This window comes from Kitasatospora sp. NPDC088548, from assembly GCF_044753005.1.
Taxonomy (GTDB): Bacteria; Actinomycetota; Actinomycetes; order Streptomycetales; family Streptomycetaceae; genus Kitasatospora.
In genome coordinates, this window is the sequence record NZ_JBIVMI010000010.1 from 118,734 (window position 1) to 145,728 (window position 26,995).

The 26,995-nt window shown below is 72.5% G+C and carries 24 protein-coding genes and 1 pseudogene; 20 read left to right on the plus strand and 5 right to left on the minus strand.

Going from position 1 to position 26,995, the window contains the following annotated elements:
- Positions 1–143 precede the first annotated feature (143 nt).
- Positions 144–1,856, plus strand: a complete 1,713-nt coding sequence (locus tag ACIP82_RS15410) for a hydrogenase maturation protein (protein ID WP_400653704.1) — start codon at positions 144–146, stop codon at positions 1,854–1,856.
- A 115-nt stretch (positions 1,857–1,971) separates the two neighbouring features.
- Here ACIP82_RS15410 and ACIP82_RS15415 read toward each other — a convergent pair whose 3' ends face one another.
- On the minus strand, positions 1,972–2,367 hold the full coding sequence (locus ACIP82_RS15415) for a VOC family protein (RefSeq protein ID WP_363607892.1): 396 nt from the start codon (positions 2,365–2,367) through the stop codon (positions 1,972–1,974).
- Positions 2,368–2,519: 152 nt separating this feature from the next.
- Here ACIP82_RS15415 and ACIP82_RS15420 point away from each other — a divergent pair, with 152 nt between their 5' ends.
- Positions 2,520–2,954: a MarR family transcriptional regulator gene (locus ACIP82_RS15420; protein ID WP_363607891.1), complete on the plus strand. Its 435-nt coding sequence runs from the start codon at positions 2,520–2,522 to the stop codon at positions 2,952–2,954.
- 122 nt (positions 2,955–3,076) lie between these two features.
- The gene (locus tag ACIP82_RS15425; RefSeq protein ID WP_400653705.1) at positions 3,077–4,579 is read left to right on the plus strand and encodes an MFS transporter; all 1,503 of its coding nucleotides are present in this window, start codon (positions 3,077–3,079) and stop codon (positions 4,577–4,579) included.
- A gap of 186 nt (positions 4,580–4,765) precedes the next feature.
- Here the strand turns inward: ACIP82_RS15425 and ACIP82_RS15430 are convergent.
- A pseudogene (locus ACIP82_RS15430) lies at positions 4,766–5,167 on the minus strand (GNAT family N-acetyltransferase); the annotation flags it as partial.
- A 45-nt stretch (positions 5,168–5,212) separates the two neighbouring features.
- Between ACIP82_RS15430 and thpR the strand changes: the two are divergent.
- Positions 5,213–5,800 carry an RNA 2',3'-cyclic phosphodiesterase gene (gene thpR / locus ACIP82_RS15435; RefSeq protein ID WP_363607888.1) on the plus strand — a complete coding sequence of 196 codons (588 nt, stop codon included), beginning with the start codon at positions 5,213–5,215 and terminating at the stop codon, positions 5,798–5,800.
- A 258-nt stretch (positions 5,801–6,058) separates the two neighbouring features.
- Here thpR and serC read toward each other — a convergent pair whose 3' ends face one another.
- Together serC and ACIP82_RS15445 are read right to left on the minus strand one after the other, a co-directional pair.
- Positions 6,059–7,177 (minus strand): phosphoserine transaminase, encoded by a 1,119-nt coding sequence (gene serC, locus ACIP82_RS15440; protein ID WP_363607887.1) that lies wholly within the window; start codon positions 7,175–7,177, stop codon positions 6,059–6,061.
- Between the two features lie 133 nt (positions 7,178–7,310).
- Complete coding sequence (locus ACIP82_RS15445; protein WP_400653706.1) at positions 7,311–8,411, minus strand: citrate synthase 2; 1,101 nt, start codon at positions 8,409–8,411, stop codon at positions 7,311–7,313.
- 417 nt (positions 8,412–8,828) lie between these two features.
- Here ACIP82_RS15445 and pdxH point away from each other — a divergent pair, with 417 nt between their 5' ends.
- From pdxH to ACIP82_RS15505, 12 genes are all read left to right on the plus strand, one after another.
- The gene (gene pdxH, locus ACIP82_RS15450) at positions 8,829–9,461 is read left to right on the plus strand and encodes a pyridoxamine 5'-phosphate oxidase (RefSeq protein WP_363607912.1); all 633 of its coding nucleotides are present in this window, start codon (positions 8,829–8,831) and stop codon (positions 9,459–9,461) included.
- 199 nt (positions 9,462–9,660) lie between these two features.
- A complete protein-coding gene (fxsA, locus tag ACIP82_RS15455; RefSeq protein ID WP_363607885.1) occupies positions 9,661–9,858 on the plus strand; it encodes an FxSxx-COOH cyclophane-containing RiPP peptide in 198 nt (65 codons plus the stop codon).
- 168 nt (positions 9,859–10,026) lie between these two features.
- Entirely contained in the window at positions 10,027–11,370 is a 1,344-nt protein-coding gene (locus ACIP82_RS15460) for a TIR-like protein FxsC (protein WP_363607884.1), read from the plus strand.
- Positions 11,360–15,373 carry an FxSxx-COOH system tetratricopeptide repeat protein gene (gene fxsT / locus ACIP82_RS15465; protein ID WP_400653707.1) on the plus strand — a complete coding sequence of 1,338 codons (4,014 nt, stop codon included), beginning with the start codon at positions 11,360–11,362 and terminating at the stop codon, positions 15,371–15,373. Before ACIP82_RS15460 ends, fxsT begins: the two co-directional genes overlap by 11 nt.
- Positions 15,374–15,517: 144 nt before the next feature.
- On the plus strand, positions 15,518–16,708 hold the full coding sequence (locus ACIP82_RS15470; protein ID WP_363607882.1) for an FxsB family cyclophane-forming radical SAM/SPASM peptide maturase: 1,191 nt from the start codon (positions 15,518–15,520) through the stop codon (positions 16,706–16,708).
- Positions 16,709–16,720: 12 nt separating this feature from the next.
- Complete coding sequence (locus ACIP82_RS15475) at positions 16,721–17,851, plus strand: aKG-HExxH-type peptide beta-hydroxylase (RefSeq protein WP_400653708.1); 1,131 nt, start codon at positions 16,721–16,723, stop codon at positions 17,849–17,851.
- Between the two features lie 303 nt (positions 17,852–18,154).
- The gene (locus tag ACIP82_RS15480; RefSeq protein ID WP_363607880.1) at positions 18,155–18,340 is read left to right on the plus strand and encodes a hypothetical protein; all 186 of its coding nucleotides are present in this window, start codon (positions 18,155–18,157) and stop codon (positions 18,338–18,340) included.
- Positions 18,341–18,402: 62 nt separating this feature from the next.
- Positions 18,403–20,817 carry an FxsB family cyclophane-forming radical SAM/SPASM peptide maturase gene (locus ACIP82_RS15485; RefSeq protein ID WP_400653709.1) on the plus strand — a complete coding sequence of 805 codons (2,415 nt, stop codon included), beginning with the start codon at positions 18,403–18,405 and terminating at the stop codon, positions 20,815–20,817.
- 172 nt (positions 20,818–20,989) lie between these two features.
- The gene (locus ACIP82_RS15490) at positions 20,990–21,718 is read left to right on the plus strand and encodes an aminoglycoside N(3)-acetyltransferase (RefSeq protein ID WP_400653710.1); all 729 of its coding nucleotides are present in this window, start codon (positions 20,990–20,992) and stop codon (positions 21,716–21,718) included.
- Positions 21,719–21,898: 180 nt separating this feature from the next.
- Entirely contained in the window at positions 21,899–22,198 is a 300-nt protein-coding gene (locus tag ACIP82_RS15495) for a hypothetical protein (RefSeq protein WP_400653711.1), read from the plus strand.
- On the plus strand, positions 22,195–23,838 hold the full coding sequence (locus tag ACIP82_RS15500; RefSeq protein WP_400653712.1) for an alpha/beta hydrolase: 1,644 nt from the start codon (positions 22,195–22,197) through the stop codon (positions 23,836–23,838). The genes ACIP82_RS15495 and ACIP82_RS15500 overlap by 4 nt, the downstream gene beginning before the upstream one ends.
- A 27-nt stretch (positions 23,839–23,865) precedes the next feature.
- The gene (locus ACIP82_RS15505; RefSeq protein WP_363607875.1) at positions 23,866–24,402 is read left to right on the plus strand and encodes a hypothetical protein; all 537 of its coding nucleotides are present in this window, start codon (positions 23,866–23,868) and stop codon (positions 24,400–24,402) included.
- Positions 24,403–24,580: 178 nt separating this feature from the next.
- Here the strand turns inward: ACIP82_RS15505 and ACIP82_RS15510 are convergent, their stop codons facing one another.
- A complete protein-coding gene (locus ACIP82_RS15510; RefSeq protein ID WP_400653768.1) occupies positions 24,581–24,877 on the minus strand; it encodes an NUDIX hydrolase in 297 nt (98 codons plus the stop codon).
- A 225-nt stretch (positions 24,878–25,102) separates the two neighbouring features.
- Here ACIP82_RS15510 and ACIP82_RS15515 point away from each other — a divergent pair, with 225 nt between their 5' ends.
- From ACIP82_RS15515 to ACIP82_RS15530, 4 genes are all read left to right on the plus strand, one after another.
- The gene (locus ACIP82_RS15515; RefSeq protein WP_400653713.1) at positions 25,103–25,465 is read left to right on the plus strand and encodes a VOC family protein; all 363 of its coding nucleotides are present in this window, start codon (positions 25,103–25,105) and stop codon (positions 25,463–25,465) included.
- 41 nt (positions 25,466–25,506) lie between these two features.
- Positions 25,507–25,893, plus strand: a complete 387-nt coding sequence (locus ACIP82_RS15520) for a GNAT family N-acetyltransferase (RefSeq protein ID WP_400653769.1) — start codon at positions 25,507–25,509, stop codon at positions 25,891–25,893.
- A 238-nt stretch (positions 25,894–26,131) separates the two neighbouring features.
- Positions 26,132–26,521 (plus strand): hypothetical protein, encoded by a 390-nt coding sequence (locus ACIP82_RS15525; RefSeq protein WP_400653714.1) that lies wholly within the window; start codon positions 26,132–26,134, stop codon positions 26,519–26,521.
- Complete coding sequence (locus ACIP82_RS15530) at positions 26,518–26,964, plus strand: NUDIX domain-containing protein (RefSeq protein ID WP_400653715.1); 447 nt, start codon at positions 26,518–26,520, stop codon at positions 26,962–26,964. Before ACIP82_RS15525 ends, ACIP82_RS15530 begins: the two co-directional genes overlap by 4 nt.
- Positions 26,965–26,995 lie beyond the last annotated feature (31 nt).

The following is a 26,995-nucleotide window of genomic DNA, read 5'->3' on the forward strand; positions in this document are numbered from 1 at the left end:
CAGGGTTCGCGGGCTGCCGAAAACAAGGTATGCGCGGTTCGCGAAAACCGGGCCGGACAGCGCCGACCGTAGTCGTCGGGTGTTTCCGGATCCTGGTCGCATCGCCTCCGCGCACTGACATCCGTCACTGCCTGGAGGCACCCTTGCGCATTCTCCTGATCGCCGACGCGTTCAACAGCCTGACCCAGCGGATCCACACCGAGCTCCGCGAGCGGGGCCATAAGGTCGGCGTCCAACTCGCCCTCGGTGACGATCAGATGAGGGCCTCCGTCACCTGGACCGACCCCGAGCTGATCGTCTGCCCGATGCTCACCAGGGCGATCCCGGAGGACATCTGGTCCACCCGGACCGTCCTGATCGTGCACCCCGGTCCCAAGGGCGACCGCGGTCCGTCCTCGCTCGACTGGGCGATCATCGGGGGCGCGGAGCGCTGGGGCGTGACCGTCCTCCAGGCGGTGGGGGAGATGGACGCCGGGGACATCTGGGCGTCCGTCAACTTCCAGGTGCCGGAGTGCGGAAAGAGTGAGCTGTACCGGTGCGAGGTTGCCGACGCGGCCGTGGAGGCCGTGCTGCTGGCGGTGCGGCGGTTCGAGGGCGGCCTCTTCACCCCCGAGCCGCTGGACTACGACCGGCCGGACATCCGCGGCCGGCAGCGGCCCTTCCTCACGCAGGAGATCCGCCGGATCGACTGGGCCGTCGACGACACCGACACCGTGCTGCGCAAGCTGCGTGCGGGCGACTCGCAGCCGGGCGTGCTGGACGAGCTCTACGGGCGCGAGTACTTCCTGCACGGCGGCCACCCCGAGGACCAGCTGCGCGGCAGCAGGCCCGGCGCGGTGATCGCCGTCCGGGACGGCGCGATCTGCCGCGCCACCGTGGACGGCGCGGTCTGGATCCCGCAGCTGCGTCCGCGCCGCACCCCGGGCGGGCCGGCGACCTTCACGCGGCCGGCCGCGGCCGTGCTGGCCGAGAAGCTGTACGGGGTCCGGGAGGTGCCGGTCAGCCCGGTCGACGCGGCCCGCCGGGAGACCTGGTCGGAGATCCGGTACCACGAGCAGGACGAGGTCGGGTTCCTCGAATTCTCCTTCCCCGGCGGGGCGATGAGCACCGACCAGTGCCGTCGGCTGCTCGCCGCCTACCAGGCGGCGGTGGACCGGCCGACCGCGGCGCTGGTGCTCGGTGCGGCCCGGGACTTCTTCTCCAACGGCATCCACCTCAATGTGATCGAGGGGGGCTCGTACCCGGCGCTGGAGTCCTGGGAGAACATCATCGCGATGGACGACCTGGTCGAGGCCGTGCTCACCACCACCGACAAGCTGACCGTCTCGGCGCTGTCCGGGAACGCGGCCGCGGGCGGGGCGATGCTGGCCATCGCCGCCGACGAGGTCTGGTGCCGCGAGTCGGTGGTGCTCAACCCGCACTACCGGCTGCTCGGCCTGCACGGCTCCGAGTACTGGACGTACACGCTGCCACGCCGGGTCGGCGCCGAACAGGCGGAGCGGCTGACCTCGGCCGCCCTGCCGGTCGGCGCGGTGCGGGCGAGAAGGCTGGGACTGGTGGACCGGACCTTCGGCGGTGACGCGGCGGAGTTCCGCCGCTGGGTGACCCGGGAGGCGTCCCGGCTGGCCGGTGCGCCGGAACTGGCCGGCCGGCTGCTGGAGAAGAAGCGCCGCCGGACCGAGGACGAGGACGTCAAGCCGCTGGCCCAGTACCGGGCGGAGGAGCTCCGGCGGATGCACCGCAATTTCTTCCGGGACGGGGAGCCGTACCACGAGCTGCGACGCGGCTTCGTGCACAAGGTCACCCCGCTCCGGACGCCGGAGCGCCTGGTGGGGCTGTTGGGACGCGCGGACTGACCGGGCGGCGAGGGCGCCGCACCGTGGGCCGACGGTGCGGCGCCCTCACCGTCGGCGCGACACATGGCGCGGCACACGGCGCGCCACGCGGGGATGGGGCGCCCGCGTCGTGGCGTCACTCCAATGGCGCTAGGCCGAACGGGTGGCCGGCCGGATCGATCAGCACCTTCAGCGTGCGGCCGTGCTGGTACCGCGGCTCGGTCGCGCCGAGGGCGAGCGCGCGGACGGTGGCCTGCTCCAGGTCGTCGACGTAGAAGTCCAGATGGAAGTGCTTGCCGCCGTCCGGCTCGGTCCACTGCTCCGGCCGGTACCCCCGCACCCGGCCGAACCCCAGCGGACTGCCGCCCTCGGGGTTGTCCAGGATGGCGAAGTTCTCGTCCACGTGCCGGGTCTCCCACCCGAGCAGCTCGCCGTAGAACGCGGCCAGCGCGACCGGGTCGGCGCAGTCGATGGTGACCATGGCGAGGCGGGCGAAGCCGGTGTCGTTCTGCTCGGCGGCGGCGTCGGACATTTCTGGTCGGCCCTTCTGCTGAGGGGTGGTGCAGATCGGATCACGACCAGCATCGCGCTCACGGTGCCGCTCGGCGCGGTCAGGAGGTGGGGATGGTGCCGCGCGGGGGAACGCATTTTCCTTAGCGAGAGTAATGACGTAGGCTAAAGAACATGCCCGAGATGTCCGAGCAGGACCTCGCAGCGATCAGTCAGCTGCGATCGTCCACCATGCGCCTCTCCCGTCGTCTGCGTCACCAGCGTGTCGAGGAGTCGCTCAGCCCTACCGAGATGGGGGTGCTGGGCACCCTCGCGCGATGCGGCAAGGCCACGCCGGGTGAGCTCGCCCGGAAGGAGCACGTGCAGCCGCCCTCGATGACCAGGATCGTCGCGATGCTGGAGGAGAAGGGCCTGGTGCGACGGGAGCCGCACCCCGAGGACCGCCGGCAGGTGGTCGTCAGCAGCACCGAGCAGGCCGAGGTGATCCTGGCGGAGAGCCGCCGGCGTCGCAACGCCTGGCTCGCCGAGCTCGCCGAGGGGCTCGACGAGGACGAGTGGGCCGCCCTCCGGCAGGCCGCGCCCGTGCTCTACAAGCTCGCACACCTGTAGGCATATCCGTTCCGGTCAGCCGCCGGAGGGCAAAGGAGTACCGCATCACCGCAGGACCGATCACTGACACCAGGAGCGCGACGACCACCCCACGGGTCGTCGCGCCGCGAGGGGAGACCAACGTGACACCGCCGGCCGCAGCCAGCGCCGCCGCCATCCGCACCGACGACCCGACCACCGACCCCGCCGCGGCCACCGCCGCGGCCGCCGATTCCCAGGCACCCGCCCCGACGGGGCTGCCCGGCAACGGCGACGACGACCCCGACGAACGCACCGCGGCGGCCACCCCCGCCGCTTCCGTCCCGCCCGCCGCCCGCTTCACCCGGCCCGGGGGGATGTTCTCCTCGCTGCGCGTCCGCAACTACCGCTACTACTTCGCCGGCCAAGTGGTCTCCAACACCGGGACCTGGATGCAGCGGATCGCCCAGGACTGGCTGGTCCTCAGCCTCACCGGCAGCCCGTTCGCCGTCGGTATCACCACCGCCATGCAGTTCCTGCCGATGCTGCTGCTCGGCCTCTTCGGCGGTGTGCTCGCCGACCGGATGCCCAAGCGCCGGCTGCTGATCTGCACCCAGGGCGCGATGGGCCTGCTCGCCGCGGGCCTCGCCGTCCTGACCATCGGCGGCGTGGTGACGCCGTACTACGTGTACGTGTTCGCGCTGCTGCTCGGCCTGGTCACGGTGGTGGACAACCCGACCCGGCAGGCCTTCGTCTCCGAGATGGTCGGTCCGAAGGACCTCGCCAACGCGGTCAGCCTGAACGCCGCCAACTTCCAGACCGCCCGGCTGGTCGGCCCCGCCGTCGCGGGCCTGCTGATCGCCGCGGTCGGCAGCGGCTGGGCGTTCGCGGTGAACGCGCTCTCGTTCGCCGCCGTGATCGGCGGGCTGCTCGCGATGCGGCAGAGCGAACTGCGCCCGATCGAGCCGATCGCCCGCCAGAAGGGGCAGTTGCGCGAAGGGCTGCGCTATGTGAAGGAGCGGCCCGAACTGCTCTGGCCGATGGTGCTGGCCGGGTTCATCGGCACCTTCGGGTTCAACTTCCCGACGCTGCTCTCCGGTTTCGCCTACGACACCTTCAAGGTGGGTGCCGGGCAGTACGGCCTGCTGAACACCGCGATGGCGGTCGGCTCGCTGGCCGGCGCGCTGCTGGCGGCCCGCCGGGGCGTGCCGCGGCTGCGCCGGCTGGTGGCCGCGGCGCTGGCCTTCGGGATGCTGGAGGTGGTGGCCGCCTTCGCGCCCGGCTACTGGACCTTCGCGGTGCTGCTGACCCTGATCGGGGTGTTCGGCCTGAGCTTCAACACCTCGGTCAACGCCACGCTGCAGCTGGCCACCGATCCCGAGATGCGGGGCCGGGTGATGGGTCTGCTGGTGCTGGTGTTCACCGGCGGCACCCCGATCGGCGCGCCGGTCGTCGGCTGGGTGACGGCCTCGTACGGGCCCCGGCTCGGGCTGCTGGCCTGTGGCGCGGTCTCGGCGCTGGCGGCCGTCACGGTCGGCCTGGTGCTGGCCCGCAGTGCGGACCTGAGGGTGCGGGTGGACCTGCACCCGGGACGCGGTGGCCGGGTGGTCGCCTTCGTGCCGCGGACCACCGCGCCCGCCAGGTCGGAGCTCGCCGCCGCCTGCTGATGACGCGTCAGTCGCCGGATGCGCCTCGCGCGCCCGGTGGCTGACTCGACGCCAGATCCGGATCGCCAGGATCTGGCCGTGCCAGGTCCCGTTCGGCTGGTCGACCTCGAAGGTCTCCGTCTCGGTGAAGCCGAGCGCCAGGTACTGGCCGACCAGCCGGCGGTCGCCGCCCGCGTAGCAGTCCACCCGGATCAGCCCGATGCCCCGGGCTCGGGCCTCCTCGACGGCGTCGGCGACCAGCGCGGCGCCGATGCCCGAGCCCGAGCGGGCCCGGTCGGTCACCAGGCTGCGGACGTACAGCTCGCGCTCGCCGGCGGGGGTGGCGTACTCGGGCGCCTGTTCGGACAGGACGCAGGATCCGACGGCCCGCCCGTCGCCGTCCACCGCGAGCCGGATCAGGAACGGCTCCCGGCCGTACTGCTCGACGCGCTCGACGGCGGCCGGCCGGCTGCTCCAGGGCTGGTCGCCCCACTGGCCGGCGCGTCCGCGGGCGACGAGCCAGGCGACGGCGCCGTCGAGCAGGGCGAGGACTTCGGCGATGTCGTCGGGGCCGCCGGTGCGGATCTTCAGGTTGCTCGTGTTGTTCACGACAGCCGTTCTAGCCCAGACCGGCTCGCGCGGGAAGATGGCTTCATGAGGCTTTTTGTGGCGGTGCTGCCACCGGTCGAGGCGCTGCAGGGGCTTGCCGACGCGGTCGCCCCGGTACGCGAGCTGCCGGGGGCGGACCGGCTGCGCTGGACGGCCGTCGAGGGCTGGCACCTGACGCTGGCCTTCCTCGGCGGGGTGGCGGCCGAGCGGCTGCCGGAGCTGGAGGCGGGCCTGGCCGCCGTGGCGGAGCTGCACCCGGCGCACCGGCTGCGGCTGTCCGGCGCCGGGCGGTTCGGCGACCGGGTGCTCTGGGCCGGGGTGGAGGGGCAGACCTGGGCGCTGCGGCGGCTCGCCGAGGCGGTGAACGAGGCCACCGCGGAGCTGGTCGGCGAGGTGGACGCGTTCCGTTTCCACGCGCATCTGACCCTGGCCAGGGCCGGCTCCTCCCGGGGCCACCGGCGGGCCGTACAGCGGGTCGCGGCGGCCGAGCTGGAGGGCATGGCCGAGGCGCTCGGCGCGTACCGGGGGCCGGAGTGGGAGGCCGCCGGGCTGCACCTGATGAAGAGCGACCTGGACGGCGGCTTCGCGCACTACGAGACCGTCCGCCGCTGGCCACTGGCCCGCTGGAGCTGAGCCGCCGCGGGCCGCTCCCGGACCTCGGCGTCCGGCCGGGGGAGGGCCGGGGGTACGCTCGTTGACCGTGGATCCCAAGACTCGTATGCGTATCGTGACCGGCGCCCTGGTGCTGCTGCTGGCCGTCGTGGTGATCAGCTCGCTGATCGGGAAGTGACGCGCCGGCCGGAGTGACGCGTCCCGGCGCCGTGCGCGGCCCCGGGCGGAACGCGAAAGGGCCACCGCCCGCAGGCGGTGGCCCTCACGTGTGCGCGGGTGTCAGAGCTGCTCGACCACGTAGTCGACGCAGGCGGTGAGCGCCTCGACGTCCGCCGGGTCGATGGCCGGGAACATCGCGATGCGCAGCTGGTTGCGGCCCAGCTTGCGGTACGGCTCGGTGTCGACGATGCCGTTGGCACGCAGTGCCTTGGCGACGGCGGCCGCGTCCACCGCGTCGTCGAAGTCGATCGTGCCGACGACCTGCGAGCGCTCGGCCGGGTTCGCCACGAAGGGGCTGGCGAAGGAGGACTTCTCGGCCCAGCCGTACAGCCGGCTCGCGGAGTCGGCCGTCCGGGCGACGGCCCAGTCGAGGCCGCCGTTGCCGTTCAGCCACTCCAGCTGGTCGGCCAGCAGGAACAGGGTGGCGATCGACGGGGTGTTGTACGTCTGGTCCTTCGACGAGTTGTCGATGGCCGTCGGCAGGTCGAAGAAGGGCGGGATGTAGCGGCCGGAGGCGGCGATCTCGGCGGCGCGCTCCAGGGCGGCCGGGGAGAAGGACGCCAGCCAGAGGCCGCCCTCGGAGGCGAAGGACTTCTGCGGGGCGAAGTAGTAGACGTCGGTCTCGGTGATGTCCACCGGCAGACCGCCGGCGCCCGAGGTGGCGTCCACCAGGACGAGCGAGCCCTCGTCGCCGCCGGCCGGGCGGTTGATCGGCATCGCGACGCCGGTGGAGGTCTCGTTGTGGGTGAGCGCGTAGACGTCCACGCCGGCCTCGGCGACCGGCAGCGGGTGGGTGCCCGGGGCGGTCTTGATCACGGTCGGCTCGGCCAGCCAGGGCGCGGCCTTGACCGAGGAGGCGAACTTGGACGAGAACTCGCCGAAGTCGAGGTGCTGGGACTTCTCCCGCACCAGGCCGAAGGCCGCGATGTCCCAGAAAGCGGTGGAACCGCCGTTGCCGAGCACCACCTGGTAACCCTCGGGGAGGGAGAAGAGGCTGCTCACGCCCTCGCGTACGCGCTTGACCAGGTTCTTGACCGGGGCCTGGCGGTGCGAGGTGCCGAGCAGGGAGGTCTCGGTGGCGGCGAGGGCACTCAGGGCCTCGGGGCGCACCTTGGACGGGCCGCAGCCGAAACGGCCGTCTGCGGGCTTGATGTCAGCGGGGATCTGGATCTGAGCCACGGGCGCAGCCTACCGGCCGCGGTTGCGCGGGTGGAACGGCAGTCCGCCCGCTGAGATGTGATCTTCACGGCCACGAGCTGCGGGAACAGCGGGTCCGGGGACGGCCGGACCCGCTGCTCAGCGGGGGTTTCGGTCAGTGCGCGATGGCGTCGTAACCCGCGATCTCGCGGGGGCTGCGCGGGCCCGGGCCGATGTAGCGCGCGGCGGGGCGCACGAGCCGGCCCGTGCGCTTCTGCTCCAGGATGTGCGCCGACCAGCCGGCCGTCCGGGCACAGGTGAACATCGAGGTGAACATGTGTGCGGGGACCTCGGCGAAGTCCAGCATGATGGCGGCCCAGAACTCGACGTTGGTGGCCAGCACGCGGTCGGGGCGGCGGTTGTGCAGTTCCTCCAGCGCGGCCTTCTCCAGCGCCTCGGCGACCTCGAAGCGCGGCGCGCCGAGCTCCTTGGCGGTGCGGCGCAGCACCCGGGCGCGCGGGTCCTCGGCGCGGTAGACGCGGTGGCCGAAGCCCATCAGCCGCTCGCCCTTGTCCAGCGCGTTCTTCACCCAGGCGGTCGCGTCGCCGGTGTGCTCGATCTCCTCGATCATGCCGAGGACGCGGGACGGCGCGCCGCCGTGCAGCGGGCCGGACATCGCGCCGACCGCGCCGGAGAGCGCGGCCGCGACGTCGGCGCCGGTGGAGGCGATGACGCGGGCGGTGAACGTGGAGGCGTTCATGCCGTGCTCGGCGGCGGAGGTCCAGTAGGCGTCGATGGCCTTGACGTGCTTCGGGTCGGGCTCGCCCCGCCAGCGGATCATGAAGCGCTCGACGACCGTCCCGGCCTTGTCGATCTCGCTCTGCGGAACCATCGGCAGGCCCTGGCCGCGGGCCGACTGTGCCACGTAGGAGAGCGCCATCACGGCGGCGCGGGCGAGGTCGTCGCGGGCCTGCTCGGCGGAGATATCCAGCAGCGGCCTGAGCCCCCAGACCGGGGCGAGCATGGCGAGGGCGGACTGCACGTCCACCCGGATGTCGCCGGAGTGCACCGGGATCGGGAACGGCTCGGCGGCCGGCAGTCCGGGGTTGAACTCGCCGTCCACCAGCAGGCCCCAGACGTGGCCGAAGGAGACGTGGCCCACCAGGTCGTCGATGTCGACTCCGCGGTACCGCAGGGCGCCGCCTTCACGGTCGGGTTCGGCGATCTCACTCTCGAACGCGACGACTCCCTCAAGCCCGGGTACGAAGTCGGACATGCGACGGCTCCTTCAGTTCTGTGATCGGCGGGCCGCCGTGGTGGGACGGTACGCCAGTGACCGATGGGTGGTTGGCACTCGGTGCCAGAGTGACAGGCACGGGGTGCATTGCGCCATACACCACCGTGATGATGTTTTCCGTTGGCCCGGTTGACTTTGCGCCGGGGTTCCGGGCCGTCCGGGGAAATCCGTGGAACCAAACGCCAGGTTACGGACAAATCGCCATATGGCGGGCGGCCAAGCAGTGGCGAGTCACCTTATCTCCCACCGGGGTTTGTCCTGAGGTAGCGGTGCCGGTTGCTTGTCGTACGGGATGATGTTGGCGTGCAGACCCCGGAACGCGCCCAGTCGACGCCCCCGAGCCCCGCCACCCGGATCCTGGCCGACGAGGCCCGGCCCGGGCCGGACCTCACCGTGATGCGCAAGCACTACAGCCATGAGGGCCTGGTCGAGGAGCAGCTCGCCGCCGAGCCGATCGCCCAGTTCACCCGCTGGTTCCACGAGGCGGACGACGCCGGGGTGGTCGAGCCCAACGCGATGGTGCTCTCCACCGCCGACGCCGAGGGGCGGCCCAGCTCGCGCACCGTCCTGCTGAAGGGCTTCGACCCGCGCGGTTTCGTCTTCTTCACCAACTACGGCTCCCGCAAGGGCGCCGAGCTCGCCGTCAACCCGCACGCCGCGCTGCTCTTCCCGTGGATCGCGCTGGCCCGCCAGGTGATCGTCCAGGGCCGGGTGGAGAAGGTCGGCCGGGACGAGACCGCCGCCTACTTCCGCACCCGCCCGCACGGCTCCCAGCTCGGTGCCTGGGCCAGCGAGCAGTCCAGCCCGGTGGGCGGACGCGAGGTGCTGGAGCGGCGCTACGCCGAGCTGGAGCGCCGCTACCCCGAGGGGGAGGGTGTCCCCGTCCCGCCGTTCTGGGGCGGTTACCGGGTGGTCCCGGCCAGCGTCGAGTTCTGGCAGGGCCGCGAGAACCGGCTGCACGACCGCCTCCGGTACCTCGCCGACCCGTCCGTCCCGACGGGCTGGCGGGTGGAGCGGCTCTGCCCGTGAACCCCGCCGCTCCGGTCGTGAACCCCCGCCGCTCCGGCCGTGATCCGGCCGGCCGGGCCGGTGATTCGCACGGCCGGACGGATGACAGCGGCGCGGCACGGCAGCCGTGCTGAGAAACAGTCAGGTGTAGGATGCCCGTCGCGGACCGGGTCCGATTGCGAACCGAGCCCGCTCCGCCGCGAGACCGAGTGAGGGACTGATGGGCGTCACCGATGCGGAAATCGGCTCCGGAGCCGGCTCTGTGCTCGGCTCCGATCTGGTCGATGTCACCGCGCTGCCGCCCGGTGAGCTGGAGGGGCTGCCCGACACCGTCCTCGGCGACCTGCTCCGCCGGGTGGTCGGCGACGCCCTCACCCCCGGCGCCGAACCCGTCGCCGCCTTCCAGTCCGCCCTGTAGACCCGCCCCGCGGGCCCGGCCGGGGGCGGCTCTCCGGAGCCCTCGCCGAGGCCTGCCGGCGCCCCCTCCGCGCCCCGCGAGCTTCGCCAACTCCCGCGCGCGACCGGCTCGGTTCACGACATGCTGGGTATGACAGCAGCGCAGTTGTGAACGGGTCCGGGGGGTGCAGTGCGGCCGTACTTCTTCTTCAGTTACGCGCGGCGTGACTACCAGGCGGGGGACGCCTTCGTCGACCAGTTCTTCAACGACCTCAGGGACGAACTGGGCCGGATCGAACCCGCCGCCGGCGCCGGGCAACTCGCCTACCGCGACACCGAACAGCTACGCCTGGGCGACAACTGGGAGCAGCAGCTGGCCCTGATGCTGGCCCGCTGCCGCACCATGGTCGCGCTCTACTCCCCGGCCTACTTCGCCAGCCTGTACTGCGGCAAGGAGTGGACGGCCTTCCGCGGCCGGGTCCGCCGCCACCAGGAGCTGGCCGGCGACATCGTTCCGGCGCTGATACCGGTGCTCTGGGAGACCCTGCCCGGCGGCCTCCCCGACGAGGTCAGGAAGATCCAGTACGTCCAGGAGGACATGGGCGACGCCTACGCCCGCTCGGGCCTGCGCGACCTGCTGCGCACCGACCCGCTCGGCGCCGACTACCGGCAGGTCGTCCGGGTGGTCGCCGAGCGGGTCCGGGACGCCGCCGCCCGGCGGCTCGGCGAACTGCCCGAGTTCGACCTCGGCGCCGTCCGCGGCTACTTCCCGGTGGCGCCGTCGGTGCGGCCCGCGCCCACCGCCGGAATGGTCCGGCTGTTCGTCGCGGCCGGGCGCGCCGCCGACGCGGTGCCGCCGTCCGCCGGGCCCGGCGACGTCCGCGGCGGCGGCTGGTACGGCACCAAACCCTGGCACTGGGCGCCCTACCACCCGCCGACCCAGCCCTCGCTGGTGGTCCGCGCCCAGCAGGTGATCACCTCCGCCGGGCACACCACCACGCTGGACGAGATCGGCGCGGGCCTCGGCGAGAAGCTGGACCAGGCCCGTGAGGACAACCAGGTCAGCGTGCTGCTGGTGGACCCGTGGGTGGCCGGCAGCGAGCTCTACCGGTCCGCGCTGCGCGAGTACGACGACCAGAACCACCCCGTCACCGGGGTGATGGTCCCGGCCGGCACCGACGACCCGACCACCGGGCCGGAGCGCGACGCGCTGTGGGCGGGCGTGCGCGGCGTGTTCCGCCGCAACTGGTTGCGCCGGAGCGATCCGGAGCACTTGTTCCGCGTGGCGGTACCCAGGGAGAGCTTCGACGACCAGCTCACCATCATGGTGACGGTCGCTCAGAACAAGCTGATGGACGCCAACTTCGATTGGGGGGACGATGTCGACGGTGCCGCCTTCGGCTTCGGCCCCGGTGGCGAGGAGGCCGGACCGGCGATGCCCGGTCTGGCCATTCCGGCGGGGCCGCCAGGGCCGCGCCGCAGCCCGGACGGGGCGGCAGTGCCGCTGAAGGGGGAACAGGACGATGTTCGCTGAGACCGGCGCGGAGCTGGAGCGGACCGGCCCAGGTTCGGTCGTCACCTTCTACTCCTTCAAGGGCGGCACCGGCCGGACGATGGCGCTCGCCAACGTCGGCTGGATCCTCGCCAGCCGAGGCCTGCGCGTCCTGGTGGTCGACTGGGACCTGGAGGCGCCCGGCCTGCACCGCTACTACCACCCGCTGCTGGTCGACCCCGAACTCCACGCCACCGACGGCCTGATCGACCTGCTGCGCTCCTACGTCAAGCAGGCGCTGCCCTCCGCCGCCGGGCCGTCCGGCCTCACCCCCGGCGCCTGGCTGGACGAGCCGGGGCGGCTGGACGGCTACATCTGCGGCCTGGCCCTCGACCTGCCGCCCGGCGGCCGGCTCGACTTCCTGCCCGCCGGGCGGCAGAACGCCGCCTACTCCGCCGCCGTCACCAGCTTCAACTGGCGCAGCTTCTACCACGGCCGGGACATCCGGGGCGGGGAGTTCCTGCGCGAGCTGCGCGAACGCTGGGCCCGCGGCTACGACTACGTGCTGATCGACAGCCGCACCGGCGTCAGCGACACCTCCGGCATCTGCACCGTCCTGATGCCCGACACCGTCGTCGACTGCTTCACCTTCAGCGCCCAGAACATCCGCGGCGGCGTGGACGCGGCCCGCACCATCGCCGAGGCCGAGGAGCGGGCCATCCGCGTCCTGCCGGTCCCCATGCGGGTCGAGGACGCGGAGCAGGAACGGCTGGAAGCCGGACGGGACTTCGCCCGCGAGGCGTTCGCGCCCTACCTCGGCCGCTGGCTGCCCGCCGAGCGCCGGGCCGCCTACTGGAGCGACGTCGAGGTCCCCTACAAGCCGTTCTACGCCTACGAGGAGGTGCCCGCCACCGTCGCCGACCGGCCGCAGGAGGCCCGCAGCCTGCTCAACGCCTTCGAACGGCTGGCCGGCTGGATCACCGACGGAAGGGTCCGCGCGCTGCGCCCGCTCAGCGGCGAGGCCCGCCGCCGGCTGTACGGCGCCTACCTGCGCTCGACCCGCGCGGTGCCCCGCCAGGTGTTCGTCAGCTACGCCCCCGAGGACCGGATGTGGGCCGAGTGGGCGGCCGCCACCCTCACCGGCTTCGGCTACCAGACCTCGCTGCACAACGCCGCCGATCCGTACCCCGGCGGCCGGCCGCCGGAGGCCGCCGGGCCGCTCGACGGACAGGGCCGGCTGCTGGCCCTGCTCTCGCCCGAGTACACCGCGCTGCCCCGCGCCGCCGACGCCTGGCAGCTCCTGAGCGGGCGCGAAATCGGCACCGGCGCACCGTCGTTGGTGGCCTTTCGGCTCCAGGACTCGGACGAACCGGTGCCCCGCCCGTTCGTCGGCCAGGCCGTCCCCGACCTGGTCCGCTCCTCCGCCGTGCTCGCCGAGTCACAGCTGTACGGCGAGTTCGGCCCGCCGCCCAACAGCACCCGCCAACCGGACGGTGACAGCGGTGAGTTCGCCGCCCCGGCCCGGTTCCCCGGGATCGCCCCGCAGGTCCAGGAGGCGCCCTCGCGCAACGCCTCCTTCACCGGCCGCGGCCGGCTGCTCGAACTGCTCCGCAACCGCTTCACCGGCGGGCCCGCCGCCGTCCTCAGCCAGGTCCTCTACGGCTTCGGCGGCGCCGGCAAGTCACAGATCGCCGCCGAGTACGCGCACCGCTTCAAGGCCGCCTACGACGTGGTCTGGTGGGTACCCGCCGAGGAACCCGCCAACATCCCGCAGAAGCTCGCCGAACTCGCCCCCCGGATCGGCGTCCAGAGCAGTGACGACGTCGCGCACACCGCCGCCGCCGTGCTCGACGCGCTGCGCCGCGGCCACCCGTACCGCCGCTGGCTGCTGGTGTACGACAACGCCGGCACCCCGGACGAACTGGCGCCCTGGCTGCCGGCCGGCTCCTCCGGCGGCCATGTGCTGATCACCTCCCGCAACCAGGGCTGGTCCAAGCACGCCGGCCTGGTCGAGGTCGACGTCTTCACCCGCGAGGAGAGCATCCGGCTGCTGCGCCGCTTCAACAGCGGCCTCGGCCCCGACGACGCCCACCAGGTCGCCGCCCTGCTCGGCGACCTGCCGCTCGCCGTCGGACAGGCCGCGGTCTGGCTCCAGGAGACGTCGATGCCGATCGCCACCTATCTCGAACTGCTCGACGAGGCGCTCACCGAGATGCTGGAGCGCACCCGGCTGCGCACCGCCGACTACCCGCACTCCGCCGCCGCGACCTGGCGGATCTCGGTCGAGGAACTGCGCGGTCTCAACGCCCCCGCCGCCCAGATCCTGGAGATCTGCGCCTTCTTCGGCCCGGACGCCATCCCCATGCGGCTGCTCTACAGCCGGGCCGTCACCCACGCGCTGCGGCTGCCCCCGCGCACCCCCCGCGACAAGCTGGCGATCGGCGAATTCCTGCGCGCCATCAACCGGTTCGGCCTGGCCCGCACCGACCAGGGCAGCGAGACCATCACCGTGCACCGGCTGGTCCAGGCGGTGCTCCGGGACCAGGTCGCCGAGGCGGAGCGGCCCGCCCTGCGGGCGGTCGTGCACGCCGCGCTGGCCACCGCCAACCCGGGCGACCCCGACATCCCCGCCAACTGGCCCCAGTACGCCGAACTCCTGCCCCACCTCTGGCCGTCCGGCGCCGTGGGCAGCGCCGACGAGGACGTCCGGCAGTGGATCATCGACTCGGTCCGCTACCAGTGGAAGCGCAGCCTGCACGACGCCGGCCGGGAGCTCGCCGAACGCACCCTGGAGCACTGGCGCCAGGACGGCTACGGCGGCCCCGGCTTCGACGCCGAGAACGACGCCCTGACCCTGATGCTGCGCACCCAGCTCAGCAACATCCGCCGCTCCCAGGGCGCCCTCCAGGAGGCGTACGAGATGGACAAGGACATCCTGGAGCGCTTCACCGCCACCCTCGGCCCCGAGCACTCGCACACCCTCGCCGTCGCCAACAGCCTCGGTGCCGACCTGCGCTTCCTCGGCCGCTACGGCGAGGCCAGGGCGCTGGACCGCAGGACCCTGGACGCCGCCCGGCGCACCCTCGGCCCGGACCACCCGCGCACCCTGATGATCACCAACAACCTGGCCGTCTCCGACTACCTCGCCGGCGACCGCCGGGCCGCCCTGGAACGCCACCGCAGCAACTACCTCCAGCAGCGCGACGCGCTCGGCGCGCACAGCCTCTACGCGCTCTCCTCGGCCAGCAACTACGCCCGCGACCTGCGGGAGACCGGCCGGCTGCGGGAGGCCCTGGACCTGCTGGAGGAGACCGTCCGGATCTACCAGCAGACCATCGGCGACGGCCACACCGACACCCTGCGGGCGCGCAAGAACCTCGCCGTGGCGCTGCGCCGGGCCGGCCGGTACAACGAGGCGCTGGAGATCGACGAGGACATCTACCAGCGCTACCTGGACATCAACGGCCCGGAGCACCCCGACACGCTCGCCTCCGCCACCAACCTGGCCAGCGACCTCAACGCGCTCGGCGACACCGACCGGGCCATCCAGCTCGCCGAGCGGGCCCTCGCCCGCTACCGCGACTACCTGGGCGAGAACCACCCCGTCACGCTGGCCGGTGCCAATAACCTCTCCGTCTACCTGCGGCTGGCCGGCCGGATCGTGGAGGCCAGGGAGCTGTCCGCGCGCACCCTGAACCAGTTCCGGGCCGTCCTCGGCGACCACCACCTCTACATCCCGATCGCGATGATGAACCACGCCAACGACCTCGTCCTGGCCGGGGAGGGGGCCGCCGCCCTGGCGCTGGAGGAGGAGGCCGCGCCGCTGATGAGCGACACCCTCGGGCTCGACCACTACGACGCCATCGGCATCAACTCCAACCTCGCGCTCTCCCTCGCCGCCGACGGCCAGGCCGAACGTGCCGCCCGGCTGCGGGCCGACTGCGTCCACCGGGCCCGGCACACGCTCGGCGAGGAGCACCCGACCACGGTGGCGGTCAAGGCCGGGCTCCGGCTGGACTCCGACATCGAGCCGCCGGCGGTGTGACGGGGGCGGCCGGCGTGACGGGTGGTGTCAGGGCGACGGGTGGTGTCGGCGTGGTGGGTGGTGAGGCCGGAGTGACAGGGCCGTCCGTGTGACGGCGACCGGACGCCCCGTCAGGCCCGGTGGGGTGGCGCTAGGCTCGCGGGCATGGTGCCGTTCCGGCAGTATCTGCTGAAGATCCACAGTCGGTGCAACCTGGCCTGCGACTACTGCTACATGTACGAGTCGGCGGACCAGAGCTGGCGCCGGCGGCCCCGGCGGATGGAGCTGGCGACCGCCCGGCGGACCGCCCGGCGGATCGCCGAGCACGCGGACGAGTGCGGGCTGGACGAGGTCGGGGTGATCCTGCACGGCGGTGAACCGCTGCTCGTCGGAGCGGATCATCTGGACGCGCTGCTGGGGGAGTTGACGGCGATCGGGCCACGCGTCCGGTTCAGCCTGCAGACCAACGGGCTGCGGCTGCTGGACGAACCGGCGCTGCTGGAGGTGCTGCACCGGTACCGGGTCGCGGTCGGGGTCTCGCTGGACGGGACGGCGGCGGACCACGACCGGCACCGGCTGCTGCCGTCCGGCGCGGGCAGCTGGGCGCGGACGGCGGAGGCGGTGCGGCTGCTGGGGACGGCCGAGCACCGGGAGCTGTTCGCCGGACTGCTCTGCGTGGTCGACCTCGCCGCCGACCCGGTGGCCTGCTACGAGGCGCTGCTGGAGTTCGCCCCGCCCCGGATCGACCTGCTGCTGCCGCACGGCACCTGGGAGGCCCAGCCGCCCGGCGTACGGCGCTCCGTGCCCGTCGCGCCGCCCGGGGGCGGGGCGGCGGCGCCGTACGGGGAGTGGCTGATCGCCGTGTTCGACCGCTGGTACGACGCACCGCGCCGGGAGACCGGGGTGCGGCTCTTCGAGGAGCTGGCCGTGCTGCTGCTCGGCGGCCGGGCGGCGAGCGAGGCGGTCGGGCTGGCGCCGGTGGACCTCGTGGTGGTCGAGGCCGACGGCACCATCGAGCAGGCCGACAGTCTCAAGGCCGCGTACGACGGAGCGGCGGCGACGGGGCTGGACGTCCGGCGGCACGGCTTCGCCGAGGCCGCCGCGCACCCGGCCTTCCGGGCCCGCCAGCGCGGTCGCGCCGGGCTCGGGCCGGTCTGTGCCGGCTGCCCGCTGGCGGCGGTCTGCGGCGGTGGGCTCTACGCCCACCGCTATGCGGCGGGGGGCTTCGGGCACCCCTCGGTGTACTGCGCCGATCTGGACCGGCTGATCCGCCATATCGCGGGCCGGCTGCGGGGGGACGTGGCGGGGCTGGCGGCGGGTGCGCCGGCCGTGGCAGGTGCGGGACCGACAGGGTGAGGAGCGTGGGCGATGGGTGCCAGTGCGGGCGTGGGTGCGGGGCCGGGTCCGGGCGTTGACCCGGGTGCGGGTGCGGGTGCGGGTGCGGGTGCGGGGGTGGCGGCCGGGGTGCCCGGTGCCAGGGTCGCGGCGGAGCTGCCCCGGCACGGGCTGGACCGGGCCGTCTTCATGGCGATCGCGGCCGCTCGCGGTGGGCCGGAGGCCGTACGGGCGCTCCGGGCCGGGCAGGTGAGCAAGCGGGCCCTGCTGCTGCTCGCACTGGAGCGGGCGCTGCCGGACGGGCCCGGGCGGGCGGACTTCGAGCAGGCGTACGCCGAACTCCGCGCACTGCGGGCGACGGACCCGCCGCGCTGGGAAGAGATCCTGCTGCGGCCCGAGTTGGACGCCTGGACGGCCGACTGCCTGCGTGGGCTCACGGCCGGTGAGGCGGTGGCACCGGGCGTCCTCGGGGAGTTCGTGCGGGCCGGGCGGCGGGGGGAGCCGGTGCCGCTGGAGTGCGACGGGCTGCGCTGGACGCCGGTGATCGACCATCTGGGCCCGTACCGGGCGAGCTACGGGCGGCCGACCTCAGGCCCCCTCGAAGCGGCCGAACTCGCGGCCTGGCGTGACGCGTTGGCGCAAGCCTGGCGGATCCTGGCCACTCGCCACCACCGGCACGCACAGGCCGTCGCGGCCTGCGTGACCACCCTGGTGCCGCTGCGTCCGGCGCCCGGAGGGGAGGCGGTCAGCGCCGCCGCCCGGCGGGCGTACGGCTCGGTGGCGGCCTCCCGGCCGGACGATCCGGTGCTGCTGGCGCTGGCCCTGGTGCACGAGTTCCTGCACATCCAACTCGGCGCCCTGCTGGACCTCGTGCCCCTCCACCGGCCCAACGGCGCCGCCGTCTACCACGCCCCCTGGCGCCCCGACCCCCGCCCGGTCGGCGCGCTGCTCCAGGGCGCCTACGCCCACCTCGGCGTCGCCGGCTTCTGGCACGCCGAGCTGGTCGCCGGAGCCTCGGACCAGGACCGCGCCGAGCGTGAGTCCAGTCGGTGGCGGGCCCATACGGCCGCGGCGGTCGGTACCTTGCTGGACAGCGGTGAACTCACGACCCATGGCCGGGACTTCGTCTCCGAGCTGGGGCGTGCGGTGCGCCGCCTCGGCTGATCGGCGGCCGCGCGGCGATCGCGGTCCGGGCTGTGGGGGCGGGTCGTCGCCCGCCGGGCGGGAACACCGGCCCGTCGGTCGAACGCATGACTGGAGATGGCCGATGCGGCGCGTACGACGGCGAGTGCGCGACCGCTGAACGGGTGAAATATCGCGGCCCCGGGCCTCCATTCAGGGCCCAGGCGGCCGCGGAGGCCGGATCGGGACCGCAGGGTGCCGCGCCGGTGCGCCGCTGCCACTACATTGGTAGCCGAGTGGGATACCCACCCCCGGCAGGTCCTAACCGCGCCAAAAGGAACGAACATGACACCGGTAACCAGCACCAGGCCAGCCAGCGAACTGACGGACACTCAGGACACGCTGGACCGCCCCTCCCTCTCCGACCTGGCCGCGCTCGGCGCGGAGGAACTGGCCGCCCGACTGCACCGCGCCCTCCCCGGCTCGGAATCCGGCCTGGTGCCGGTCGCGGCGTTCAACTCCTCGATCTGACCGACCCGCCCTTTCCCCGGCCGAGGTCCGGTCCGACCGAATCCACCTGAAGCAGATCTGTGATGACGCGAATTCCGCTTCCCCTGACGCAATTCGTGGTCAAGATGCACAGCCGTTGCGATCTCGCCTGCGACCACTGCTATGTCTACGAGCACGCGGACACCAGTTGGCGCGGACGCCCGAAGGTCATCGGCGAAGAGATCCTGGCCAAGGCCGCCGAACGCATCGGCGACCATGCGGCCGCGCACCGGCTGTCCGCCGTCCGGGTCGTCCTGCACGGGGGAGAACCCCTGCTGGCCGGCCCGGAACGGCTGCGCCGCGCGGCCGAGTTCCTCCGGTCCGCGCTCCCGCCCGGCTGCGCCCTCGACCTGCGGATCCACACCAACGGAGTGCTGCTGAGCCGCGAATTCTGCGCGCTCTTCGACGAGTTGGGGATCAAGGTCGGCGTCTCGCTCGACGGCGACCGCGCCGCCAACGACCGCCACCGCCGCTACGCCGACGGGCGCAGCAGCCACCCGCAGGTCCTGCGGGCGGTGGCGCTGCTGCGCGAGCCCGCGCACCGGCACCTCTTCGCCGGCCTGCTCTGCACCATCGACGTGGAGAACGACCCGGCGGCGGTCTACCAAGCGCTGGCCGAACTCCAGCCCCCCGCCGTCGACTTCCTGCTGCCGCACGCCACCTGGGACGATCCGCCGAAACGTCCCGCCGGCCAGGGCGAGAACCCCTACGCCGACTGGCTGCTGACCGTCTACGAGCGCTGGGAGGCGGACGGGCGGCCGTTCGCCGTGCGCACCTTCGAGTCGGTGCACCGCACCCTGCGCGGGCTGTCCAGCCTCACCGAGTCGCTCGGCCTGGAACCGTCCGACCTGGTGGTGCTGGAGACCGACGGCACCTTCGAGCAGGCCGACAGCCTCAAGACCGCCTTCGACGGGGCTCCCGCCACCGGTCTCGACGTCTTCCGCCACTCCCTCGACGAGGTGGCCCGCCACCCGGGCATCGGCGTCCGGCAGGCCGGCCTGGCCGGTCTGAGCGCCGTCTGCCGCGCCTGTCCCGTCGTCCGCTCCTGCGGAGGCGGTCTGTACGCCCACCGCTACCGGGGCGACGATGAGGGTGGCGGCTTCGACAATCCCTCCGTCTACTGCGGGGACCTCATGACGCTCATCAACGGCATCGCGGACCGCGGCAACCCGGTGGGCCGCCCGGTGGTTCGCCCGGTGCCCGCCCAGGCGGCCGAACCGGTGGTGCCGACGGCCCTCACCGACCGGCAGCTCGACGAACTCGCCCGGGGCCACGGCGGCGCGGACACCGTCCGGGCGCTGGCCCGCTCCCAGCTCGCGCTGACCCGGGCCATGCTGGCCGCCGCCTGGGGGGCCTCCGGGCAGCGGCGGTCGGCGGCCTGGGACCTGCTCTCCGCCCTCGACCGCACCGCGCCCGCCGCGCTGGACGCCGTCCTCGGCCACCCGTACGCGCGGGCCTGGGCGGCCCGCCGGCTCGCCGGGGACCTCGGCGCCGGGCTGGGCCCGCTGGCCGCGCTGGCCGCCGCGGCGGCGGTGCGGGCCGGGCGGGGGGACGCGCTGGCCGTCACCGTCCGGGGCGGTGTGCTGCATCTGCCGACGCTGGGGAGCCTGGCGGTGCCGGACGGGGAGACGGTGGTCACCGGGTCGGCCGGTGGATTCCGTGTGCGGACCGCCGACGGTGAACTGATCACCGGTACCGACCCGCGCTGGCAGCCGGTGCGCCGGGTCCGGCTGGCCGGCGGCTGGACGGTGGCGCTGGAGGACCTCGATCCGCAGCGCGACAGCCATGACCACCCGGTCGAGGGCCGGCTGTCCGACACCGAACTGCTCGACTGGACCGGCGCGTTGCGCGAGGCCTGGGAGCTGCTCGGGCACGACCTGCCCGGGTACGCCGAGGGCGTCCGGGCCGGTCTGACCACCGTCACCCCGCTGCGGCCCGGACCGCCGGGGCGGGATGTCAGCGCGGCGGCCCGGCAGGCCTTCGGCGCGGTCGGGATCGCCCGGCCGGCCACCGCGCCGATCCTCGGGCTGCTGCTCGCGCACGAGTTCCAGCACGTCAAACTGGGCGCCGTACTCGACCTGCTGGACCTCTACGACCCCGCCGACACCGCGCTGTACTTCGCCCCCTGGCGGCCGGATCCACGCCCCCTCGAAGGGCTGCTCCAGGGCACCTACGCGCATCTGGCGGTCACCGAGTTCTGGGGCACCAGGAGCCTGGCGTACGACGGGCTGCCGGGGGAGGCCGCCGACCGGGCGCGCACCCGGTTCGCGCTCTGGCGGCAGTACACGGCGGAGGCCGTCGACCGGCTCGCCGGGTCGGGCTCCCTGACCCCGCTCGGCCTGCGGTTCACCGACGGCATGCGTGCGACGGTGGCTCCGTGGCTCGCCGTACCGCTCCCGGTCGCCGCCGAACGGGCGGCCGGGCGGGCCCGACAGGAGAGATCACCGGTCGGCGGCTGAACCCCGCCCCGCTCCCCGCCCTCCCCCCCCGTCCCGCCCCGGGCGCCCTCACCCGGGGCCCTCACCCTGAGGAACCGTCATCCTCACCGAACCCCGCGCTCCCAGCCTCCTGCCGGCGCTCGACCGGACCCTTCTGGCCGGGCACTTCACCGAACTCGGCGTCCGCCCGGGCATGGTCCTGCATGTCCAGGCCTCCCTGCGCGCCCTCGGCCCGGTGGCCGGCGGCGCCGCCACCGTGGTCGAGGCGCTGCTCGACGCCCTCGGCGGCCCGCGGCGCGGCACCCTGGTCGCGTACACCGCCACACCCGAGAACTCGGCCACCTCCCGTCTCCACACCACCGCCACGGCCGGCCTCTCCCCGGAGCAGGTCGCCGCCTACCGTGCCCGGATGCCCCCCTTCGACCCGGCCACCACCCCCTGCTCCCCGACGATGGGCGCCCTCTCCGAACAGATCCGCACCCACCCCGGCGCCCTGCGCAGCCCGCACCCCCAGACCTCCTTCGCCGCCCTCGGTCCGCTCGCCCGCGAGATCACCGAACGGCACCCCCGCGAAAGCCACTTGGGACCGGACTCCCCTCTCGGCCGCCTCTACGACCTCGACGCCCGGGTGCTGATGATCGGCGTCCCGATGTCCCGCTTCACCGCCTTCCACCTGGCGGACCTGCGCCTGCCCGACGTCCCCCTGCGCGAGTACCGCTGCCTGGGCCCGTCCGGCTGGATCTCCTTCAGGGCACCGGACTTGGACGACCTCCACTTCGACGCCCTCGGCAGGGAGGTCCTGCGCGAGGCCCGGGGCGTCACCGAACGGCACGTGGGCGGCGCGGACTGCCGCCTGGTCCCGATGCGGGAGGCGGTGGACCTGGCCGTACAGGTGCTGCGGCGCTCCCGGCAGCCGGCTTGAGGGCCCTTCCCGCGACTCCGGCGCGTGCCGAGATGAGCGAAATCGAACACGGGTGACCATGCAGGTCATACGATCTGAGTATCCGTATGGATGCGTAGCGCATTGTGGTGGGCGTACGTCTCGTGCCCCGATGAGTGCGGTTCGCACACGCTTGCATGGTGTCTCCGGGGGGAGATCGCATTGGCTGACATCAAGGTCGGTCCGGAACTGCGGCAGTCGGCAGGGGTCGCGCGGGCCCTCGGGGAGGAACTGGCCGAGCCGGTGAGGGCGGCGCTCACCTCGGCGGCGACGGCCTCGGGCCAGTTGGCCGGCTGGTCGGTGGCCGGCGCGCTGGAACAACTGGGGAAGGGCTGGGCCACGCCGCTCGGCCAGGTGCGGCAGAGACTCGCCGCAACGGCCGGCAAGCTGGAGACCAACGCCGAATCGCACCAGCAGAACGAGCGGGCGATAGCCGGCGGCTGGAAAGAGGGCGTGGAGTGAGCGGCCTCTACGAGCTGCTGCTGACCTTCGACCCGCACGGGCTGCGCGACGCGGCGAAGAGCTGGAAGGCGCTCGCCCACGCTGCGGACGGCGTGGACTCCCGTCACCGCACGCAGGTCAACGGGCCGTTGCGGCTGCACTGGCAGGGTGGCGATGCGACTGCCGCGTTCGCGTACATGGAGCGCACCGAACAGCAGTTGGACATCGTTCGGGTCGAGGCCGAGACGGTGGCACTGACGCTGAACACCGTCGCGGACCGGATGTACCAGGCGCAGACGAACCTGACCAACGCCGTCCACCGCGCGCAGGAGGCCGGGCTGACGGTGTCGGTGGAGGGCGTCGTCGATCTGCCGGCCCAGACCTGGGACGACCGCCACGACCAGGACACCCAGGACGCGCGCCGTGCTCTCGCCTCGGCCAGGAGTACCTACCAGGACCGGATCAACACCGCCGTGAAGGCTGCCCAGGATGCCAGCGACCAGGGCAGGACCGCCCTCGGGCGCCTGGCGGGGGACATCCTGGGAGAGAAACGGGGAAACGGCGGTATGGCGGAGACCGGAGTCGACGCCGCGGCCGTGATGAGCGACCTCGGCCTGGCCGGCGACCATCTGCCGGACGGCAAGGACCCGAAGAAGTCCGCAGACTGGTGGAAGGGGCTGACCCCGGAGCAGCAGGAGTCCTTCCTCGCGCTCCGTCCGGCCGAGCTGGGCCGCATGGACGGCCTGCCGTCGACGGTCCGGGACAAGGCCAACCGGCTCGTCCTCGACCAGAAGCTCGACGCCCTCCAGGCGGGGAGCGCCGCCGATGCCGGCCTCGATCAGGAGACGTACCAGAAGCGGCGGGACGCGCTGGAGACGATCAAGAGGAAGCTCGACGAGAAGGACGGCAACGACGAGGCGCACCAGCTGTTCCTTCTCGCCGTCGATCCTGAGGCCTATGACTCCGACGGGCGCGCGATCGTCGCCACCGGTAATCCCGACAAGGCTCAGCACACGGCCGTGTTCGTGCCCGGTACGAACACCGACCTCAATGGCGTGCCGGGCCAGATCGACCGCGTTCAGCAGCTACAGAAGCAGGCGGAGAGTCTCACGAGAGCCGGCGAAGCCGTCTCGGTGATCTCCTACTTGGGCTACGACACTCCCGAGAGCCTTCCGGAGGCATCGAACCCCATGCGAGGGATTGACGGGGCCAAGGACATGCGGCAGTTCTCCGAAGGTCTCAGGGTGACGCACGGCGAGCCCAAGAGCCATGTCACGTACCTCGCCCACAGCTACGGAAGTTACGCCGTAGGCGTCGCGGCCTCCCAAGGAGGCGGCCTGCATGCCGACGACATCGTCGCCCTCGGCAGCCCCGGCATGGGCGTTCTCCAAGCCGACCAGTTGAACATCGACCCCGATCACGTGTGGATCGGCGAGGCCGACGACGACCCCACTCGTCTCGTCGGTGGCGCCACCCTTGGCCCCAGCCCGCATATCTGGGGATTCGGTGGAAACAACATCGAGATCGACACCGAGGGGCACGGTGGCTACTGGAATGACCGCAGCACCAGCCTGCTCAACCAGGCGAAGATCATCGCCGGACTGAAGCCGTCGACATCCCCGAAGGAGCCCCCGGTGCTGGGCCAGATTCCTCTTCTCTGAGGCCGGGCCCGGCCGAAGGACCCATCCATGGCAACCACACACACCACCATGTCCCGCATCGGCCGTCTTGTCGTTGCTGTGCTGACAGCCGTAACCCTTGGAGCCTGTATGTCCTCAACTCCCGCCCCGGGAAGTGGAAAGGACGACCCGCTGCCGGTCAAGTCCAAAGAGGAAAGCGAAGCCTGGGCCCGCCAGCTCGTCGAGCATCTGGCCCAGGTGGCCGGCATCGAGATCAACGACGAACCCGTCCGGCCTGGCTTCACCTCCTGTGTCGGCAGGAACGGTGAGTCGGCGCCCGATGACCGGTTCACCCTTACATACGGGGTGCACAGCAACGTTCCCAACGCCCGACACAACGAGGTCGTCCGCAAGGTACGGGACCGGCTGAAGGACGAAGGCCTGAAGATCGTCGGCTACCGCGAAATGCCCGACGGCTCGCCGGAGTCGACGGTGAGTGCTCGCCATCCCGTCAGCGACTATCTCGTCGACGTCTCCAGTACGGCAGGTGATGACCGCATCTCTCTCCTCGTCGTCACCCCCTGTCTCAAACCTCCGCCGCAGTGACGGGGGAGGGCAGCGGCCCGTGCTTCGTGCAGTGCTGCTTTGCGGCACACCGCGTGGAACGGGATGCGTTCTCGTGCTCGGCACCCGTGCCCCGAGCCGAGGCCGGCCATCACCACCGTCGCCTCTTCGGCCTGCCGAAGAGGCGACGGCTCCAGGCCGGTGGCCCTTGACCGGTCGGTCAGCCGGGCGGCGCGGAATCGAGGTAGGCCCGCACCGGCTCGAAGAGTCCGTACGGCACGCACCCGGGGATCTCCGCGTGTGCGACCCAGGCCGGCGCGTCCAGCTCTTCGGCGTCCACCACCCGGGCGGTTCCGCTCACGGTCTCGCAGGCCGTGTACGACATGAGCCGCCCGGCCTTCGGGTGAACGCGCTCGCCGAGGAACTTGACCGCGGCCATGCCGAGTCCGGTCTGCTCCCCCGCGACCAGGAGCGCGAAGCGCTGCCGGGCTGCGTTCGACGTCCTCTCGTACAGCACATCCAGGAACTGCTGTATCTCGGCCCTCGGAACCACGGCGGGATCGGCGCACCACGTGGCCACCGTGTCTACAGAGAAACCGAGTTGGTCAAGGAGGGCTCACTGCGGCGAGGCGGTGTTTCGTCAACACGCGCTTGAGCTGCCCTTGTTGAACGGTAGTTTCCCTTCTGAGCCCTATGTTCCGCAAATGTGTCGCTCAGTTTGGACGAGATCCGGAGGCAAGCCGTGTTCGAGAGCGTAGTAGCCGTGATGGCGTTCGCCGACTCGCCCGATGAGGCTGCTGCCTGGTACAGCAGCCTGCTGGGGGTGCCGGTCCATCGCGAGGTGAGCGAGAGCGGGGCGGTCTTCGCGTGGGTGGAGCACGCCGGCGTCGAGATCGGGTTCCACCCGGCGGATGATGAGCGCAACCCGCGCGGTGGCAGCCCCGTGGTCTACTGGCGGGTCGCCGACGTGGATAAGGCCCTGGCGTGGTTGTTGGAGGCGGGCTGCACGCATCACCGCGGCCCGCTGCGACTGTCCCCCCAGCGCCAGATTGCGCAGGTCATTGACCCCTTCGGGGTGGTGCTGGGGGTTGACGACGGCCGCTGAGCGGTGCGGCGGTCAGGCCAGGCCGTGCAGATCGTGCCGTCCTGGCGCGCACCGACGGCGGCGAGCCCGTCGGTATGGCCTATGGTTACCCGCTGCCCGCTTCCGCCGGGTGGTGGGACACCCTGATCATGCCTGTACCGGATCGGGTGAGTCGCGAGGACGGCCACCGGACCTTCGGTCTGTTCGAGCTCGCAGTTCGCCCCGCCTGGCGCGGGCAGCGTGTCGCCACGGCGGTGCACCACGCTCTCGTGGACGGCCTCACACAAGAGCGCGTCCTGCTCAACACTCGACCCGAAGCCGAAGCGGCCGGCCGAGCGTACCGGTCCTGGGGCTACGAGAAGGTCGGCGAGAACCGTCCCTGGACAGGTGCCGCGCTACATGACGTGCTGATCCTGGTCTTGACCGGGAAGAACCCGGCAACGCGATAGCCGCCGACGCCGCCCGCTGGCAGTGGCAGCGGCAGTGGCAGAGGTTTGGGCCAGGGTGTGCTGCGGCTCCTGCACCGTCAGCTTCCGGTTGACAGTGCGCTGGTAGGTGTTGTCGACCGGGTCGCATTCGGTGTCCCAGCTCGATCACCCGGCCGTGATCCTTGAGACAGGACCTGTCTGATCGGCAGCTATCCTCCTGAGACATTCCGGGTGGAGCTGATGCGAGCAGTTCGCGGACATGCCCGGGCTGGATGTCATCCCGATGCCCGACGGGGTGATTCCGTCCTGGTACGGGTTGACGCTCACCTACCGGCCTGCCGAGCTGGGCGGACTGGGTGCCGAGCAGTTCCATCGCGCTCTGGTGGCGGAAGGCGCCACCGAGTTCGACCGGCCCGGCTCGACGCGCCCGATGAATCAGCTCCCCCTGTACCGGCGACCCGGCCCGTTGTTCCCCGACCACCCGAACTCTCACCGGCGGTACGTGGACGGGGACTTCCCGGTCGCCGAGCACACCTACCGGCGCACGATCAAGCTGCCTGTCTGGCATCGTGAGGAGGATCTTCCGCTGGCCGAGCAGTACGTACGCGCGGCCCGTAAGGTGATCGACCACCACAAGGAGTTGTTGTGACCTCTCTCTTTGCCACGGAACCCGACTTCGTCCCCGGCCTGTTGGCCGAAGCGGTGGGCGCAGGTGTCGGGCAGTTCGTCGTCGGCGCGCTGATCACCGACGAGGCGGGCCGCGTGCTCCTGCTGCGGCGGAAGCCCGACGACTTTCTCGGCGGCTTGTGGGAGCTGCCCGGTGGCGGAGTCGAGCCGGGCGAGCACCTGGAGGCGGCCCTGGGCCGGGAGGTCATGGAGGAGACCGGTCTCACCGTCTCCGAGGTCACCGGCTACGTCGGCACCTTCGACTACACCTCCGGCGACGGCCTGCTGACACGGCAGTTCACCTTCGCGGTCGCCGTCGGGAAGTACGGGCCGATCGTTCTCACCGAGCACGACGACTCGACCTGGGCGGACCGGGGCGAGCTGCCCGAGGTGAGTGACGAGACGCGCCTGCTCCTCGCGGGCTGACATCCTGTGTGGCGGCTCGCTTCAGCCGGAC

Excerpts from the sequence above, each read along its gene's own strand:
- ACIP82_RS15490 (WP_400653710.1), top strand. The coding sequence starts at position 20,990 with ATGGTCCTGCATGTCCAGGCCTCCCTGCGCGCCCTCGGCCCGGTGGCC.
- fxsT (WP_400653707.1), top strand. The coding sequence starts at position 11,360 with ATGTTCGCTGAGACCGGCGCGGAGCTGGAGCGGACCGGCCCAGGTTCG.
- ACIP82_RS15415 (WP_363607892.1), bottom strand. The coding sequence starts at position 2,367 with ATGTCCGACGCCGCCGCCGAGCAGAACGACACCGGCTTCGCCCGCCTC.
- thpR (WP_363607888.1), top strand. The coding sequence starts at position 5,213 with ATGAGGCTTTTTGTGGCGGTGCTGCCACCGGTCGAGGCGCTGCAGGGG.
- pdxH (WP_363607912.1), top strand. The coding sequence starts at position 8,829 with ATGCGCAAGCACTACAGCCATGAGGGCCTGGTCGAGGAGCAGCTCGCC.
- ACIP82_RS15480 (WP_363607880.1), top strand. The coding sequence starts at position 18,155 with ATGACACCGGTAACCAGCACCAGGCCAGCCAGCGAACTGACGGACACT.
- ACIP82_RS15505 (WP_363607875.1), top strand. The coding sequence starts at position 23,866 with ATGGCAACCACACACACCACCATGTCCCGCATCGGCCGTCTTGTCGTT.
- ACIP82_RS15525 (WP_400653714.1), top strand. The coding sequence starts at position 26,132 with ATGCCCGGGCTGGATGTCATCCCGATGCCCGACGGGGTGATTCCGTCC.
- ACIP82_RS15470 (WP_363607882.1), top strand. The coding sequence starts at position 15,518 with ATGGTGCCGTTCCGGCAGTATCTGCTGAAGATCCACAGTCGGTGCAAC.
- ACIP82_RS15445 (WP_400653706.1), bottom strand. The coding sequence starts at position 8,411 with ATGTCCGACTTCGTACCCGGGCTTGAGGGAGTCGTCGCGTTCGAGAGT.
- fxsA (WP_363607885.1), top strand. The coding sequence starts at position 9,661 with ATGGGCGTCACCGATGCGGAAATCGGCTCCGGAGCCGGCTCTGTGCTC.
- ACIP82_RS15420 (WP_363607891.1), top strand. The coding sequence starts at position 2,520 with ATGCCCGAGATGTCCGAGCAGGACCTCGCAGCGATCAGTCAGCTGCGA.
- ACIP82_RS15475 (WP_400653708.1), top strand. The coding sequence starts at position 16,721 with ATGGGTGCCAGTGCGGGCGTGGGTGCGGGGCCGGGTCCGGGCGTTGAC.
- ACIP82_RS15485 (WP_400653709.1), top strand. The coding sequence starts at position 18,403 with ATGACGCGAATTCCGCTTCCCCTGACGCAATTCGTGGTCAAGATGCAC.